Origin of the sequence: Formivibrio citricus (genome assembly GCF_900115065.1) — a bacterium.
Lineage (GTDB): Bacteria > Pseudomonadota > Gammaproteobacteria > Burkholderiales > Chitinibacteraceae > Formivibrio > Formivibrio citricus.
In genome coordinates this window covers 1-14,264 of sequence record NZ_FOVE01000031.1, presented here as the reverse complement: position 1 = coordinate 14,264, position 14,264 = coordinate 1, and the positions used below count along the sequence as shown (strand labels likewise).

The 14,264-nt window shown below is 51.1% G+C and carries 13 protein-coding genes; 6 read left to right on the top strand and 7 right to left on the bottom strand.

Translation table 11 applies throughout. The features are described 5' to 3' along the window. From BMZ36_RS13990 to BMZ36_RS13960, 7 genes are all read right to left on the bottom strand, one after another. Positions 1-261 (bottom strand): co-chaperone GroES (locus BMZ36_RS13990; RefSeq protein ID WP_091198308.1); only part of this gene is annotated, 261 nt, incomplete at its 3' end. Between the two features lie 152 nt (positions 262-413). After that, entirely contained in the window at positions 414-1,385 is a 972-nt protein-coding gene (locus BMZ36_RS13985) for a cache domain-containing protein (protein ID WP_177187899.1), read from the bottom strand. Positions 1,386-1,432: 47 nt separating this feature from the next. Further along, positions 1,433-2,749 (bottom strand): citrate synthase, encoded by a 1,317-nt coding sequence (gltA, locus tag BMZ36_RS13980; protein WP_091198299.1) that lies wholly within the window; start codon positions 2,747-2,749, stop codon positions 1,433-1,435. Positions 2,750-2,822: 73 nt separating this feature from the next. Beyond that, positions 2,823-3,947, bottom strand: coding sequence for an AAA family ATPase (locus BMZ36_RS13975; protein WP_091198296.1), 1,125 nt, complete (start codon positions 3,945-3,947; stop codon positions 2,823-2,825). Positions 3,948-4,007: 60 nt separating this feature from the next. Further along, positions 4,008-5,045 (bottom strand): dihydrodipicolinate synthase family protein, encoded by a 1,038-nt coding sequence (locus tag BMZ36_RS13970; protein WP_091198293.1) that lies wholly within the window; start codon positions 5,043-5,045, stop codon positions 4,008-4,010. Positions 5,046-5,378: 333 nt separating this feature from the next. Next, on the bottom strand, positions 5,379-6,428 hold the full coding sequence (locus BMZ36_RS13965) for a LacI family DNA-binding transcriptional regulator (protein ID WP_091198289.1): 1,050 nt from the start codon (positions 6,426-6,428) through the stop codon (positions 5,379-5,381). Between the two features lie 371 nt (positions 6,429-6,799). Then, positions 6,800-7,735 carry a dihydrodipicolinate synthase family protein gene (locus BMZ36_RS13960; RefSeq protein WP_091198284.1) on the bottom strand — a complete coding sequence of 312 codons (936 nt, stop codon included), beginning with the start codon at positions 7,733-7,735 and terminating at the stop codon, positions 6,800-6,802. A 656-nt stretch (positions 7,736-8,391) separates the two neighbouring features. Here BMZ36_RS13960 and BMZ36_RS13950 point away from each other — a divergent pair. The 6 genes from BMZ36_RS13950 to BMZ36_RS13925 form a co-directional block, all read left to right on the top strand. Next, a complete protein-coding gene (locus tag BMZ36_RS13950; protein WP_091198276.1) occupies positions 8,392-9,774 on the top strand; it encodes an MFS transporter in 1,383 nt (460 codons plus the stop codon). A 235-nt stretch (positions 9,775-10,009) separates the two neighbouring features. Then, positions 10,010-11,179, top strand: a complete 1,170-nt coding sequence (locus BMZ36_RS13945; protein WP_091198273.1) for a sodium ion-translocating decarboxylase subunit beta — start codon at positions 10,010-10,012, stop codon at positions 11,177-11,179. Between the two features lie 95 nt (positions 11,180-11,274). Further along, positions 11,275-11,619 carry a biotin/lipoyl-containing protein gene (locus BMZ36_RS13940; protein ID WP_091198269.1) on the top strand — a complete coding sequence of 115 codons (345 nt, stop codon included), beginning with the start codon at positions 11,275-11,277 and terminating at the stop codon, positions 11,617-11,619. Positions 11,620-11,647: 28 nt separating this feature from the next. Continuing rightward, entirely contained in the window at positions 11,648-11,995 is a 348-nt protein-coding gene (locus BMZ36_RS14435; RefSeq protein ID WP_143086076.1) for a hypothetical protein, read from the top strand. 35 nt (positions 11,996-12,030) lie between these two features. Next, on the top strand, positions 12,031-12,930 hold the full coding sequence (locus BMZ36_RS13930) for a fumarylacetoacetate hydrolase family protein (protein WP_091198265.1): 900 nt from the start codon (positions 12,031-12,033) through the stop codon (positions 12,928-12,930). Then, a partial coding sequence (locus tag BMZ36_RS13925; protein WP_091198262.1) for a pyruvate carboxylase subunit B occupies positions 12,908-14,264 on the top strand: 1,357 nt, incomplete at its 3' end. The genes BMZ36_RS13930 and BMZ36_RS13925, both read left to right, overlap by 23 nt.

Below are 14,264 nucleotides of genomic sequence, written 5' to 3'. Positions count from 1 at the left end.
TTCGCGCATGACGAGCAGTTCTTCGCCATCAACCTTGACGGTCTGGCCGCTGTACTTGCCGAAAATGACCTTGTCGCCCACTTTCAGTTGCAGGGCGCGCACGGAGCCGTCATCCAGCAGCTTGCCAGTGCCAACGGCGATCACTTCGCCCATGTCCGGCTTTTCGGCTGCGTTGCCCGGCAACACGATGCCGGAGGCGGTTTTTTCTTCGGCTTCTACACGCTTGACCACGACACGGTCATGCAACGGACGGATTTTCATGTGCTTATCTCCTGTTATGAAATGCTGTGCCAAAACGCAAACAGCACAAAATCAACGGGTTGATGTTTGTCTGTTAGCACTCGTGGCATTGCATGGTGGGTACTACTTGGGTTGATAATTAATCAAACGACGGCATGTGTGGAAATATGCCGCTATTTTTTAAATCTAGAAACTGATTTTTCAAGAATATTGGCGGTTTTTTCTATTTGCTTTGTTGTTTTGAGTAAGTTCGCCAAGCCGTCCTCGTCTTTTGTGGTGACGTAAGCTTTGGCAGCTTCGTCAAAATTTTGCACCTGCTTTTCCAGAAGACTCGAATTATCCTGTATTGTGGTTGTGATGTTCTTTAATTTCATTTGCATTAATTTTATGGACGCCATGAGGCTGTTGCTGTCATTTGCATCCAGCGTAATTTCTATGTTCAAGTTTCCGTTGGCAATTTGCTTCATGAATTCTGTGGCGTCTCGTGGCTCGCCACCTACTTGCTTGATAATTGACCAACGCATTCTCAGGATAAGAATTGTCAAGCACAATAGCAAAACAGCGCCTGTTATCAAGAAAGTTATGGAGTGTTTCCAGAAGCGCATATTAATATCGTCTACAAAAAAACCTATGCCAATAATCCAGCCCCAAGGTTTGAATTCTGTCACCCCGCTCAACTTTGGATAGTTTTGGATTTTGTCATGTTTGTTTGGTCGCGGAGCGGAAGACCAATAAATTGCTCGCCCAAGTTTGCTTTCTTTGAGTGCACTTTTATAAACATCAACTACAGACTTGCCGTCCGGCATTTTTCCGCCATCGTCAGCCATGTTTATTCTGGCTGCAACAGGATGGACCAGCATGACATCATCCCAGTCGCGAACAAAGAAATATACATCTCCTTTTCTCTGGGCCCCAATGGCTGCTTTGGCCTTGCTTTGTGCTTCTTCATGACTAAGCTTTCCATTGATTTCTAAGCTGTAGTAATAGCTAACTTGGGATTCTGCGAAATCGAGTAGCTGTATGATTTGTAAGCGGCGTTCATTCAGCATGCTTTGTCTCATGCCATACAAACCAAGCAACCCCATTACAACCAGTCCAAGCAATGAAATTGCAATAATAATAAGTACGCGGGTTTTAAGGCGCATTTGCATACCCTATTGATTTGATGTTTATTTTGGAAAAGGTGCGCAATTTAATTCATGGTGTTGCGTCGCAATTTCAGTGGCACCACTCCGCGCCGCTGCGCCCCCACATACAACTGCCGTGGCCGGCCGATCTTCTGCTCCGGATCGTGGATCATCTCGTTCCACTGCGCGATCCAGCCGATGGTGCGCGCCATGGCGAAGATCCCGGTGAAGAGTTGCACCGGAATGCCGATGGCTTTCTGCACGATGCCGGAATAGAAATCCACGTTCGGATACAGCTTGCGGCTCACGAAGTAATCGTCTTCCAGCGCAATGCGTTCCAGTTCCAGTGCCAGCTTGAACAAGGGATCGTTCTGCAACCCCAGCTCGTTGAGCACCTCATGGCAGGTCTCGCGCATCAAGGTGGCGCGCGGATCGAAGTTCTTGTAGACCCGGTGCCCAAAGCCCATCAGCTTGGTGTTGGAATCCTTGTCCTTCACCTGCTTGATGAATTCCCCGATCTTCTCGACCCCGCCTTGTTTCTGGATGTCGAACAGCATGTTCAAACACGCCTCGTTGGCCCCGCCATGCGCCGGCCCCCACAGGCAGGCAATGCCCGAAGCGATACAGGCATACGGATTGGCCCCCGACGAGCCCGACAGGCGCACCGTCGAAGTCGACGCGTTTTGTTCATGATCCGCATGCAGGATCAGGATGCGATCCAGCGCCCGTGCCAGTACCGGATTCGGCGTATACGGCCCGCAGGGTGTGGCAAACATCATGTGCAGGAAGTTCTCCGCGTAATTCAGTTCATTGCGCGGATACATGAACGGCTGGCCCACCGTGTACTTGTAGGCCATCGCCACGATGGTCGGCATCTTGGCCACCAGGCGTGTTGCCGCCAGCAAGCGGTGCTCCGGATTGGTGATGTCGAGCGAGTCCTGATAATAGGCCGACAACGCCCCGACCACCCCGACCAGAATCGCCATCGGATGCGCATCGCGGCGGAAGCCCTGGTACAGGCGCATGAGCTGCTCGTGCACCATGGTATGGCGCTTCACCGTGGTGACGTATTCGTCGTACTGCGTCGCTGTGGGCAGCTCGCCGTTCTTGATCAGATAGCAGGTTTCCAGGTAATCGCAGTGCGTGGCCAGTTGCTCAATGGGGTAGCCGCGATAGAACAGCTCGCCCTTATCGCCGTCGATGAAGGAAATTTCAGAGGAGCATAGAGCGGTGGAGATAAGACCTGGGTCGTAAGCAATAACCCCGATGTGTTCGTGCAAATCGCGCACATCAATGGCGTCGGGCCCCATTGTGCTTTTGATGACGGGCAGGCTGTATGTATGGCCTTTAAATGTTAGTCTGGCGCCATTGATGTTTTGCATGGAGCTTTGTCCAATTAATTAACGGGGAATAAGGCACGGCTGAGTTGGCTGTGTGTGGTGTATCAATAGGTAATCACACAAAATTAGATTGATGAAAGGGCTGTGCTGTTACTCTTTCTGATATGTGCATGTTTCCAATTGGAGTGTACTTTATTGCGTCCAGTGAGTTTGTTGCTAACAATAGCTGGGCGCCAGATGGGTTTGTTTCTTTGTCTATAAAAAGCTTTGCAATGCTGGGAATTATTTTTTTGTTTGATGCGAAATCAATTCCGTCAATAATTATAAATTCGCCATTTTGCAAGGCGAGTAGTACTTTGGACATGAGCGCAAACACGGCCATGATTTCTCTATCTTCTTGCCACATGAAATCTATTTTTTGAGCGATTGATGATTCTGGCGATTTGCGTACGCAATGTGGCATGTGTGTAGTTTTCGAGTCATTAGGTTTGCCGTGTGGATATTTGTCAATCCGAATGTCAAGAAGCTCCGGGTCTGTCATGCGCATAAAGCACACCATTTGCTTTCTTAGTGGCTCTTCTCTGTTGTATAAGTCTGCCGCGGCTAAGACATCCGTCGGCAATGTATACAATGTATTCAAGCTTTGGTTTTTTGCTATGCACGAAAATGCCGATGCCAGTTCTTTTGCCAGTTTTGATCCAAGTTGCGCAGCGGCTGCGATGGCGGATAAATTTGAGCCCATACTCAACATTTGTTTTTCTGTGACATTAAACTTGTTAATTTTTATTTTTGTTGCTGACTTGCTGTGTTCGTATTTTCTGGCAAACACGTGGCTAAAAAATTTATTGTTCTTTGCGTGCAAAGATTCAATGCAAATCTTGGTGTTATCAAATTCAAGTGCGTATCGATATAGTTTTTTGTTTAATTCAAATTCGATTGATGCCGTGCCTGTTTTTGAGTTGCTCATGGGGTGCGTTTTTAATAGTGCTTCGCCGTCGGTGGTCGAATGTTTTGCGTTTGAAATAAACTCCGACAGTTTGATAATGCATTTGATCGCGTTTGTGCGACTTTGTGGCTCTCCACCAATAACGGCTATGGGTGATATAAACACATTATCCTGCGCGTTTGATGGGAAGTCTTTGAAGGCTTCTTCATTTTTTTTGTCAACCGCAAAAGATATTTCTGCACAGCCTATAAATGAATGAAAATTAAAGAATTGTATTCTGTGGATTTTTAGCATTTTTCATGTCATGGTGTGCTTGGAAATTTGCAGGTAAATTTGTATTTCCATTTTTGAAGATCATTGAGTCATGCCGAGTGCATGTGCTGTCTGCTTTGTATGTTCAGTGCTGGATGTTTCTGGTGTGTTTGTTTGCGCCAATTTCCGATTCCTGGAAGCGAACTTTCTCTTGACGACGAGTCCTGCGGATTGCAATGCATTGGCAATTTCATTTTCAACACGGGATTCCAGTTGCTGCAGCGGGGAGCGTACTGTTGCATGTTCGAGCACGCCTCGTGTGACCAACCCGTGTTTTAACGCCGCGGAGCCTTCCATGTGCGAATCGCGGCAATAGATGCTTTGGGTTAGAGGACGCAGTCGTTCGTGTATGGCGCGTACGGTCTTGTAGTCCTTGGCTTTTCCCGCTTTGATCATTTCGATGAGCGGCTCGGGGGCAAGACATCCATAGCCGACAAGAAGGCCGTCAACATCGAACACGGTGGACATCAGGTATTCATCGTGGCAGCTCAGGATCTGCAGGTCCGGACGCTCTTTGCGGATGACCGGAATTTCGGTGTCCCAACGACGCATGTTGCGCACACCGTTCTTCATGGCGAACACGCCAGGTTGAGCGGAGATGTCGAGCAAGGTTTCGAGGTTGTAGGTGCACTTGGTCACGTCCGGGTACTGGAACAGGATCAGCGGCAGACCACTTTCTTCGTACACGTGACGATACTTGTCTTGCGGGGCGCCCTTCTGGTAGCCGAAACGCAGCCAGCCATGGGACGGATACAGCAGACCGGCGGCAGCGCCAGCCTCCTTGGCGCGTTGGGCTTCCTTGGCTGCAACGTCGGTGCCTTCCAAGGTGATGCCAGCGATAACCGGAATGCGGCCATCGGTGGATTCGACGAAGGTTTCGATAACCTTCAGTTGTTCATCGCGATGGAGGAAGGTGCCTTCGCCTGTGTGACTGAGAACCGTAAGGCCTTTTATGCCACCAATGCTGCCTAACCAAGACCCCAGTCGCTTGATAGCTGCATAGTCAACGGCACCATCAGGGGTGAATGGGGTGACGGGCGCAGGAACAAGCCCTCTAAGATTAATGGTGGCGTTCTTCATGCCTTGTCCTATCGAGTCGCCCAAAAGCGCATGTAACGTTCTCGGGAACGTTTGCATATTTTCGTGTGCAACTTTTGTTGTTGTCAAGTCCATTTTCGAGTAGTGGAGGTCGGGATGTGAATTCGGCTCCAAATGCAACCGTAATTACGGGTTCAGCAACGGTTTGGATTTACGGCTTGGCGTATTGAGAGGCCATGATCGTAAAGTGGTTCGTTAAGTGGGGTAGCAAAGAGGGGGAACATAGAAAGCAAAATTTATACGGTCGCATCAAAAAATGATGGCACCGAAACGGCGCCATCTTTGTCACGAATTTTGCATAAATATGAAAGGGGGTTAGCTGCTTGCAGGAGGAGTGGATGAGGCTCGCGGAATGAGGGTAGGCATTACGCGGCGAATTGGGTCTGAAGGCTCTGTCGGAGCCAGGAGCAGCTCAACTGCAAGTGCGGCGACATGGTCAAAAGGAACATGCACTGATGTCAGAGGGATCGGCAGTCGGGCAACAAGAGGAATATCGTTGTATCCAACCAGGGAAAGCTCTTGACCAAGCTGGAGGCCGACGCGATGAGCTGCCGCCATTACGCCGATGGCAAGATCGTCGTTTATGGCAAAAACCGCGCTCGGACGGTTTTCTCGAGTCAGTAACGAATAACCTACCGACTCTCCTGCCTCAATCCCATACCCCGATTCGCATACCCATTCTTCTCGTACGGGAATGCCTGCCTCGTTCATTGCTCTTCTATAACCGCGCTGCCGGTCCCGTGCGCTGGACGTAAAATTCGGCCCTGCAAGCAATCCGATGTCACGGTGGCCGAGATCAATCAAATGCCGTGTTGCCAGATACCCGCCTTGCTCATCGTTGCCAAGTGCAGAACGACTAACTCCATCCGTACGCAGTATCAGTGAATGCGGGATTTGTCGCTGGCGAAGTTGGGCAGGCAATTGATCATCAAGGCGGCTGGTCGCAAGTATCAAGCCATCTACGCGCCGGTCAAGAAGTGATTCCGCGGCAGACTGTTCCTGCGCAGGATCATCTCCGCTGGTGGCTACGATGGCAAAGTACCCATGTCGTTCCGCTGCGCGAAAAACAGCTTCATAGACCAATGCCATGACCATATCGCTGAGGCGCGGAACCAAGACTCCAATGGTTCCGGTTCCGCCGCGGCGTAAACTGGATGCCATGATGTCGCGGCGGTAGCCAAGTTCTTGAGCGACCTTGCGGACACGCTCTGCCGCTTTGCTACGCGAGGGGGGTAAACGTTCATCCAATACACGCGAAACGGTGGATATGCTCACGCCAGCCGCTTCGGCGACGTCTTGCATTGTGACAGACTTGCCACCCAGTATTCTATTTGTGCCTTGGTAGGGGGGGGGGTTGAAATCCATGCGATCTTTCTGATTGAGTGCTTCGAGTTGCGCAAAAAGGTATCACGTATTAGGGCAATGCTCTAGCGTTGCCAATCCTATAACCAGGTTTAAACTCATTTTGTGATCATCGGGAACAGGGGCAGGTAATGTGCGCATAACTTTCTCTGGCGCGTGTCTTCGCCCTATATACAGATTAGCCAGATGCCATGCTTTTCTGTGCTTGGGAGCATTCGGTGCCACAAGCCTATCCTGAATGAACAAGGGGTGGTGCAGCAGCCCAAGCTCACACAAATAAAAACGGCGGAGCGAATTATCGCTCCGCCTCGCGGCTACTGGCTCTCAATTGCGGTGTTCATGCCATCGAGAGATCTCGCCGATCTGCTCTTTTATCAAGCAACTTTGCTGAGGCCAGCAAGCTTGCATGCTTCAAATACTTCATCCTCGGCACCCGGCTCCAGTTGCAGCAGCGGGGAGCGAACGGTTGCGTGCTCAAGGATGCCACGATAAACCAGCGCCCACTTCAGTGCGACAGAGCCTTCCATGTGGGAGCCGCGGTGGTACACAGCCTTGGTCAGCGGCAGCAGCTTGTCGTGGATTTCGCGCACCTTCGGATAATCCTTGGCCTTGCCAGCCTTGATCATTTCGATCAGCAGTTCCGGAGCCATGTTGCCATAGCCAACCAGGAAGCCGTCAACGTCGAACACGGTGGACATCAGGTATTCATCGTGGCAGCTCAGGATCTGCAGGTCCGGACGCTCTTTGCGGATGACCGGAATTTCGGTATCCCAACGACGCATGTTGCGCACGCCGTTCTTCATGGCGAACACGCCAGGTTGAGCGGAGATGTCGAGCAGGGTTTCGAGGTTGTAGGTGCACTTGGTCACGTCCGGGTACTGGAACAGGATCAGCGGCAGACCACTTTCTTCGTACACGTGACGATACTTGTCTTGCGGGGCGCCCTTCTGGTAGCCGAAACGCAGCCAGCCATGGGACGGATACAGCAGACCGGCGGCAGCGCCAGCCTCCTTGGCGCGTTGGGCTTCCTTGGCTGCAACGTCGGTGCCTTCCAAGGTGATGCCAGCGATAACCGGAATGCGGCCATCGGTGGATTCGACGAAGGTTTCGATAACCTTCAGTTGCTCATCGCGATGGAGGAAGGTGCCTTCGCCTGCGTGGCCGAGAACGGTAAGGCTCTTAACGCCATCGATGCTGCCGAGCCACTTGCCCAGGCGCTTGCAGGCGGCATAGTCAACGGCGCCATCGCGGGTAAACGGGGTAACCGGGGCGGGGTTCAGGCCTCTCAGGTCGATATTGATCTTGCTCATACTTTCCTCCTAGTGGACTATAAAGACCGCAAATAACGTTTGCGGGAACGTTTGCACATTGTTGAGCGCAACTTCTTAGCTTGTCAAGAACTTTTTTGCGAGCGATTTGATCAGGCATCTGCATGGTTCGTTTGCTCCTGTGTCTGCCCGCTTCAGGCTAGTCTCTTCCTTTGGTTCGATCTGCAATTTCTGGTCAACACAAACCAGAAACCAGCTTCCGTTTTTGTAATAACGAGCTAGCCAGCAAATAAAAACAAATAAATCAATGCGCTACGTGCGCCAGCCCATGAGGTGTTCTATCAGATGCCGCCAGCCAGCGTAACGGATGAACAACAATGTTTGTGGAAACGCCCTAGTTTTGTGTTGACAACATCCAAAAAACAGGAGTAACTTTTTTTTGCAACGAAAAAGTTTTCGCAATCCGAAGTTATTGAGGGGGCTTTTGACTGGCAGTACTACGGAAGGAAACTTCCACAGCATCTTCAATCTACAAAAAAGCATTTCTCTAGCTCTGCAGTGTTTGTTCGTCACTAAGTTCGTCTTGATGGAGTGGGAGTCCTTGCCTGTGGCTGGTCTCGTTCTGAAGGCGGAGGTCGGTCTCGGAACGACCATTGGTATTGGGTATTCAGGAAAGTAAATTAGGAGGAGTAGATGTCATGGCTACACAAGTTTTAGAGGGCGCAGCACACGGCGCCGCCAACGCAGAAATTGTTGCGCGCCTTGAGCGGCTTCCAATTACAAGGCGACTGCAGCTTATTCGGGTTGCAATCGGTATCGCCACTTTCTTCGACGCTTACACGGTGTTGTGTATCGCTTTTGCGATGCCCTCCCTTGTGGCCGAGTGGAAACTCACCCCAGCCCAGGTCGGCATGATTATTTCTGCCGGCTACGTTGGCCAACTTTTTGGGGCGGTGATATTTGGCTCCTTGGCCGAAAGATTCGGTCGTCTCAAGATGCTGTTCTTTACCATCGTGCTGTTTGTATCAATGGATGTGGCCTGTCTGTTCGCCTGGAGTGCCGCATCCATGATCGCGTTCCGCTTCCTGCAAGGGGTGGGGACCGGCGGCGAAGTGCCGGTGGCCAGTGCCTACATCAATGAGTTCATCGGTGCTCACGGCCGCGGCAAGTTCTTCCTGCTGTATGAAGTGATCTTCCCGATTGGCTTGATGTTCGCGGGGATGGCTGGCTACTTCCTGGTTCCGATCTACGGCTGGAAGGCGCTGTTCATCGTGGGTTTGGTGCCGTCCATTCTGACCTTGCCGTTGCGATATTTCATGCCGGAATCGCCGCGCTGGCTGGCTTCCAAGGGGCGTATCGAAGACGCCAACAAGGTTGTCTCCATGCTTGAAAATGAAGCGCGCAAGGAAGGCAAGTCATTGCCCGATCCCGTAGTGCGTCCGATTGATCCGAAGGCAACTGCGAAGTCCGATTGGCGTGAACTGTTCAAAGGTATTTACAAGAAGCGGACATTCACGATCTGGGCCCTGTGGTTCTGTGGTTACATGATCAACAACGGCATGGTGACCTGGTTGCCAACGCTGTACAAAACCGTGTTCAAGATGCCGTTGCAAGAGGCCTTGGCCTATGGCTGGACAACCTCGGGTGTCGGTGTGATCGCCTCGATTATTTGTGCCTTGCTCATCGACAAGGTAGGTCGCAAGACTTGGTACTCCGCCGCATTCTTCCTCGCCACGATACCGTTGGTTTCGCTTACGGTAATGGGCGCCACTTCGGCTCTCCAAGTGATGGTTATGGCGACAATTGCCTACGCGATCCTGCAAACCATCACGTTCTCTCTCTACCTCTACTCTGCCGAGCTTTACCCAACCCGTTTGCGTGCAATGGGTACGGGCTTCGGTAGTGCCTGGTTGCGTGCCGGTTCTGCGGTGGGCCCGATCGTGGTTGGTACCGTCGTGGCTGACTTCGGTATCCGCTATGTGTTCTCGGCATTTGCTGCAGTCGCCCTCATTGGCTGCATCGTGACTGTCCTGTGCGCCATCGAAACCAAGGGCAAGGTTCTTGAGGAACTTTCGCCTTAAGGTGGTGCAGTGATATGAGCCGCAGAGGCTGCAATAAGCTACCTCTGCGGCTCGTCGCGATAAATAAAAAATTCAGCGTTAAATACTGACAGGCATATGAATGATTGTTGCAATTTCATGGTCGAAAAGGCAGTAATTATTCAGTTGCGCAATTGGTGTTGATAAATGCTGTGGCTTGTCAAGCATTGATGTGTGGCGCGTACTTGTGCCTCATGCAACCAATATTGGTGATTAAATGTTCGAGCAATTCATGTTATTCATGCAAGCCTTGTTGGACCAAACAGGTCTGGTGCATTTCACATGGGGAAACTTTGTGATGTGCATACTCGGCTGCGTGATGATTTATCTGGCAATTACAAAACACTTTGAGCCTCTGCTGCTGATTGGCATTGGATTTTCATGCATCGTTGCCAATATTCCCGGCCCTCCCGATGTTCCCGGTGGCCCGGCTGTATCGGCGCTGCTTTATGTAGTCAAGGAAGGCGGTCTTTTTCATTTTGCGTTTGAAGGTGTTGGGAAGCTGATTATTCCGCCGCTCATTTTCCTGGGCGTAGGGGCCATGACGGATTTCGGTCCGATGATTGCCAATCCTAGGCTGGTGCTTCTTGGTGCTGGTGCACACCTCGGTATTTTTGTTGCCCTGATTCTTGCCAAGATGCTTGGTTTCTCGATCAACGAGGCAGGTGCAATCGGCATCATTGGCGGCGCCGATGGACCAATGGCAATTTTTGTAACGATGAAATTGGCGCCGCATTTGTTAGGCCCGGTTTCGGTAGCAGCCTACTCCTATATGGCATTGATGCCGATGATTCAGCCGCCGATCATGCGCTTGTTGACCACCAAGGCTGAACGCCAGATTGGCATGGCGGAGTCCCGCAAGGTTAGCAAAGTTGAAAAAATTGCCTTCCCAATTGTAATTGCCATCATCGTCAATATGTTCTTCCCCCCGGTTGCCCCGCTTATCACCATGTTGATGCTGGGTAATCTCTTCAAGGAATGTGGTGTCGTTGATCGTTTGGCCAAAACTGCAGCAGGTGGCTTGATCAACGTCATTATCATGATTCTGACCGTAGCTATTGGTTCCACTATGGCCGCAGACAAGTTCCTGACGGTACAAACCATTCAAATTGTGTTGCTCGGCTTGGTAGCGTTCGCATTCGGAACCGCTTCCGGGGTTATCACCGCAAAGATCATGAATCTGTTTATCAAAGACAAGATCAATCCGTTGATTGGTTCTGCTGGTATCGCGTCTGTCCCAATTGCTGCTCGCGTTTCCCATATCGTTGCGCAGCAAGAAAACCCAAAAAATCTGCTTATTTACCAGGCCATGGGGCCAAACCTGGCTGGTGTATTTGGAACGGCAATTTCCGGTGGTATTTTGCTGGCATTGCTGGGGGCGAACTGATTCAGGCCGGCCGCGTTGCTGTCATATCTATGGCGTGCGGCCAGACAATTTAATTGATCCGATAAAGCTAAAAACAATTCGGAAAGGAAATTATTATGCGCAAATTCAAAATTTCTGTTGATAACGTTGTTTACGATGTTGCCGTTGAAGAGGTTGATGGCAATGCAGTTCAGTCTCAAGTTTTCCCTGCTTCTGTCGCCGCCCCGGCTCAGACATCTTCTGCTGTCGATGAAGAGCTTATGTGCACACTGGCCGGCGTGGTCGAATCCGTAAACGTTAACGTAGGGCAGCATGTCAATGCCGGTGATGTGGTCGTAATGCTTGAAGTCATGAAAATGAAGACGGCGATGGAGGCTCACAAGTCCGGAAAGGTAACTGCTGTTGCCGTCAAGCCTGGCGATAAGGTTGAATCTGGACAAGTCTTGATCAAGATTTCCTGATTATTTGAATTTTTCAAGGAATGTGTCAATGAACGCAATTATTCCTGATTCGCTTAATGGCGCAATCATCCTGAGTCTGATCGACTTTTTTCTCAGTTTTGTGATCATCGCCGGGATCGGTGTTGTGCTTTGGTTTCTTCCTATTCTTAACGTTATCGCAGAGAAGATAGGAGCAGGAGGCCATGAGCACGCAAAGCACAAGCATCACGGAGGTAAGAAAAAATCACATGGTCATGACCGCACGCAGCCGCATGTAAGCCAACAAATGGTCGGTGAGGTTTCTAAAGGGCATGTGGCAGCAATCCATGGCGCAATTTATTCAATTGTGGGCTCAAATTGCCGCATCGCATCAATTAGCCGCATAGACAATAAATAAAGCAGCGCTTATACACACCAGATCGGGATGTTGGAATGAAACTGGCAAGTTATTTTCTTCCTGAAAGCCACATAAAGAGTTTTGGCATTGTGATCGGCGATGGATTGGTCGATCTTGGCTTGCGTGTTGGTTGGCGTTTTACTGATCTCAAGGCAGCCCTGGAAGAAAATGCATTGCCTGCACTTGCCGGTTTTTCCAACAACCCGATTGATTTTCACGTCAGGGACGTGAAGTTTCTTCCGGTTATTGAGCGCCCCAACAAGATTTTTTGTGTTGGCATGAACTATGCGGATAAGCGTAAAGAGTTTGATGAAACAAATAATGATGCCCCTACGTTGTTCATTCGCTTTGCCGATTCGCTTGTAGGGCATGGCAATCCTGTTGTGAAACCAGCGGCTTCCAATGAATTTGATTATGAAGGTGAGCTGGCTGTCATAATCGGAAAACCTGCGAATTGCGTCAGCAAGGATAGAGCACTTTCATGTGTTGCAGGATATAGCTGCTTTATGGACGGCTCCGTGCGCGATATGCAATACACGTGGTTTACATCCGGTAAAAACTGGGTCAATACAGGTTGTTTTGGCCCGTGGATGGTATCTACTGACGAAATATCCAACCCAAATACATTGCCGATTCATACTTATCTGAATGGGCAAATGGTGCAGAACGACAATACGGCAAACATGATTCGTCATGTTCCGGAGTTGATCGAATACATAAGCGCATTTAGCCCCCTGTCTCCAGGTGATGTAATCATAACCGGCTCGCCTGGCGGTGTCGGTAAAAAAAGAACCCCCCCTCTCTTCATGAATTCCGGTGATTTGATCGAAGTGGAAATCGATGGAATTGGTCGTTTGAGGAATACCGTTGCCTCAAATGTAAAAATAAATACCTGTTTAGTTGGTAATACTCATGGCAAAAATCAAAATCAGTGAAAACGTACTGCGCGATGCACACCAGTCCCTGTTCGCAACGCGCATGCTCACCAGCGACATGCTGCCTATCGCCAAGAAGCTCGATGAAGCTGGCTACTGGTCTCTGGAATCCTGGGGCGGTGCGACATTTGACTCCTGCATCCGCTTTCTGAACGAAGATCCGTGGGAACGTATCCGCGCCCTCAAGAAAGCCATTCCCAATACCCAGCACCAGATGCTGCTGCGCGGCCAGTCCCTGTTGGGCTACCGCCACTACGCCGATGACGTCGTCGAAAAGTGCGTCGAGCGCATGGCCGAGAACGGCATCGACGTGTTCCGCATTTTCGATGCGCTGAACGATCCGCGTAACCTGCTTACCGCAACGCGCGCCGTGAAGAAAGCCGGCAAGCACGCCCAGCTCTGCATCAGCTACACGATTTCCCCGGTCCACACCATCGAGAACTATGTGAAGCTGGCTCAAGAGCTGGCCGAGATGGGCGCCGACAGTATCTGTATCAAGGATATGGCCGCGCTGCTGACCCCGTACACCGCCTACGACATGATCAAGGCGATCAAGAAGGTCGTCGATCTGCCGATCCACGTGCACTCGCACGCTACCACCGGCATGTCCGTGGCCACGCTGGTCAAGGCTGTCGAAGCCGGCGCCGAATTGATCGATACCTCGATTTCCTCCATGTCCATGGGCCCGGGCCACTCCCCGACCGAAGCCATGGTTGAAATTTTCAAGGGCACCGAGTACGACACCGAACTCAACATGGATACCCTGCTCGAGATCGCAGCCTACTTCCGCGACGTGGTTCGTCCGAAGTATGCCCAGTTCGAAAGCTCCTTCTCCGGCGCGGATGCCCGTATTCTCAAGGCTGCGATTCCGGGTGGCATGCTCTCCAACCTGGAAAGCCAGCTCCGCCAGCAAAACGCCTATGACCGCCTGGACGAAGTGCTGCAGGAAAATGCCCGCGTCTGCAAGGACTTCGGCTACCCCCCGCTTGTTACCCCGACCTCGCAGATCGTTGGCACCCAGGCCGTGCTGAACGTGCTGATGGGCCGCTACAAGAACCTGACCGCAGAATCCAAGAACCTGCTCGTCGGCAACTACGGCAAGACCCCGGTTGCGCCGGATCCCGAACTGGTCCAGATGGCCCTCAAGAGCCTCAACATGGAACACCCGGTCACCGAGCGTCCGGCCGACCTGATCCCGAACGAACTGCCGCAGATCGAAGAAGAACTCAAGCGCAAGCTTGGCGCCGACTCCGTCGACATCGACGACGTGCTGACCTACGCCATGTTCCCGCAGATCGCACTCAAGTTCTTCGAAACCCGCGCCAACGGCCCGG

Excerpts from the sequence above, each read along its gene's own strand:
- BMZ36_RS13965 (WP_091198289.1), bottom strand. The coding sequence starts at position 6,428 with ATGGATTTCAACCCCCCCCCCTACCAAGGCACAAATAGAATACTGGGT.
- BMZ36_RS13960 (WP_091198284.1), bottom strand. The coding sequence starts at position 7,735 with ATGAGCAAGATCAATATCGACCTGAGAGGCCTGAACCCCGCCCCGGTT.
- BMZ36_RS13975 (WP_091198296.1), bottom strand. The coding sequence starts at position 3,947 with ATGCTAAAAATCCACAGAATACAATTCTTTAATTTTCATTCATTTATA.
- BMZ36_RS13945 (WP_091198273.1), top strand. The coding sequence starts at position 10,010 with ATGTTCGAGCAATTCATGTTATTCATGCAAGCCTTGTTGGACCAAACA.
- BMZ36_RS14435 (WP_143086076.1), top strand. The coding sequence starts at position 11,648 with ATGAACGCAATTATTCCTGATTCGCTTAATGGCGCAATCATCCTGAGT.
- BMZ36_RS13940 (WP_091198269.1), top strand. The coding sequence starts at position 11,275 with ATGCGCAAATTCAAAATTTCTGTTGATAACGTTGTTTACGATGTTGCC.
- BMZ36_RS13985 (WP_177187899.1), bottom strand. The coding sequence starts at position 1,385 with ATGCGCCTTAAAACCCGCGTACTTATTATTATTGCAATTTCATTGCTT.
- BMZ36_RS13930 (WP_091198265.1), top strand. The coding sequence starts at position 12,031 with ATGAAACTGGCAAGTTATTTTCTTCCTGAAAGCCACATAAAGAGTTTT.
- BMZ36_RS13970 (WP_091198293.1), bottom strand. The coding sequence starts at position 5,045 with ATGAAGAACGCCACCATTAATCTTAGAGGGCTTGTTCCTGCGCCCGTC.
- BMZ36_RS13950 (WP_091198276.1), top strand. The coding sequence starts at position 8,392 with ATGGCTACACAAGTTTTAGAGGGCGCAGCACACGGCGCCGCCAACGCA.
- gltA (WP_091198299.1), bottom strand. The coding sequence starts at position 2,749 with ATGCAAAACATCAATGGCGCCAGACTAACATTTAAAGGCCATACATAC.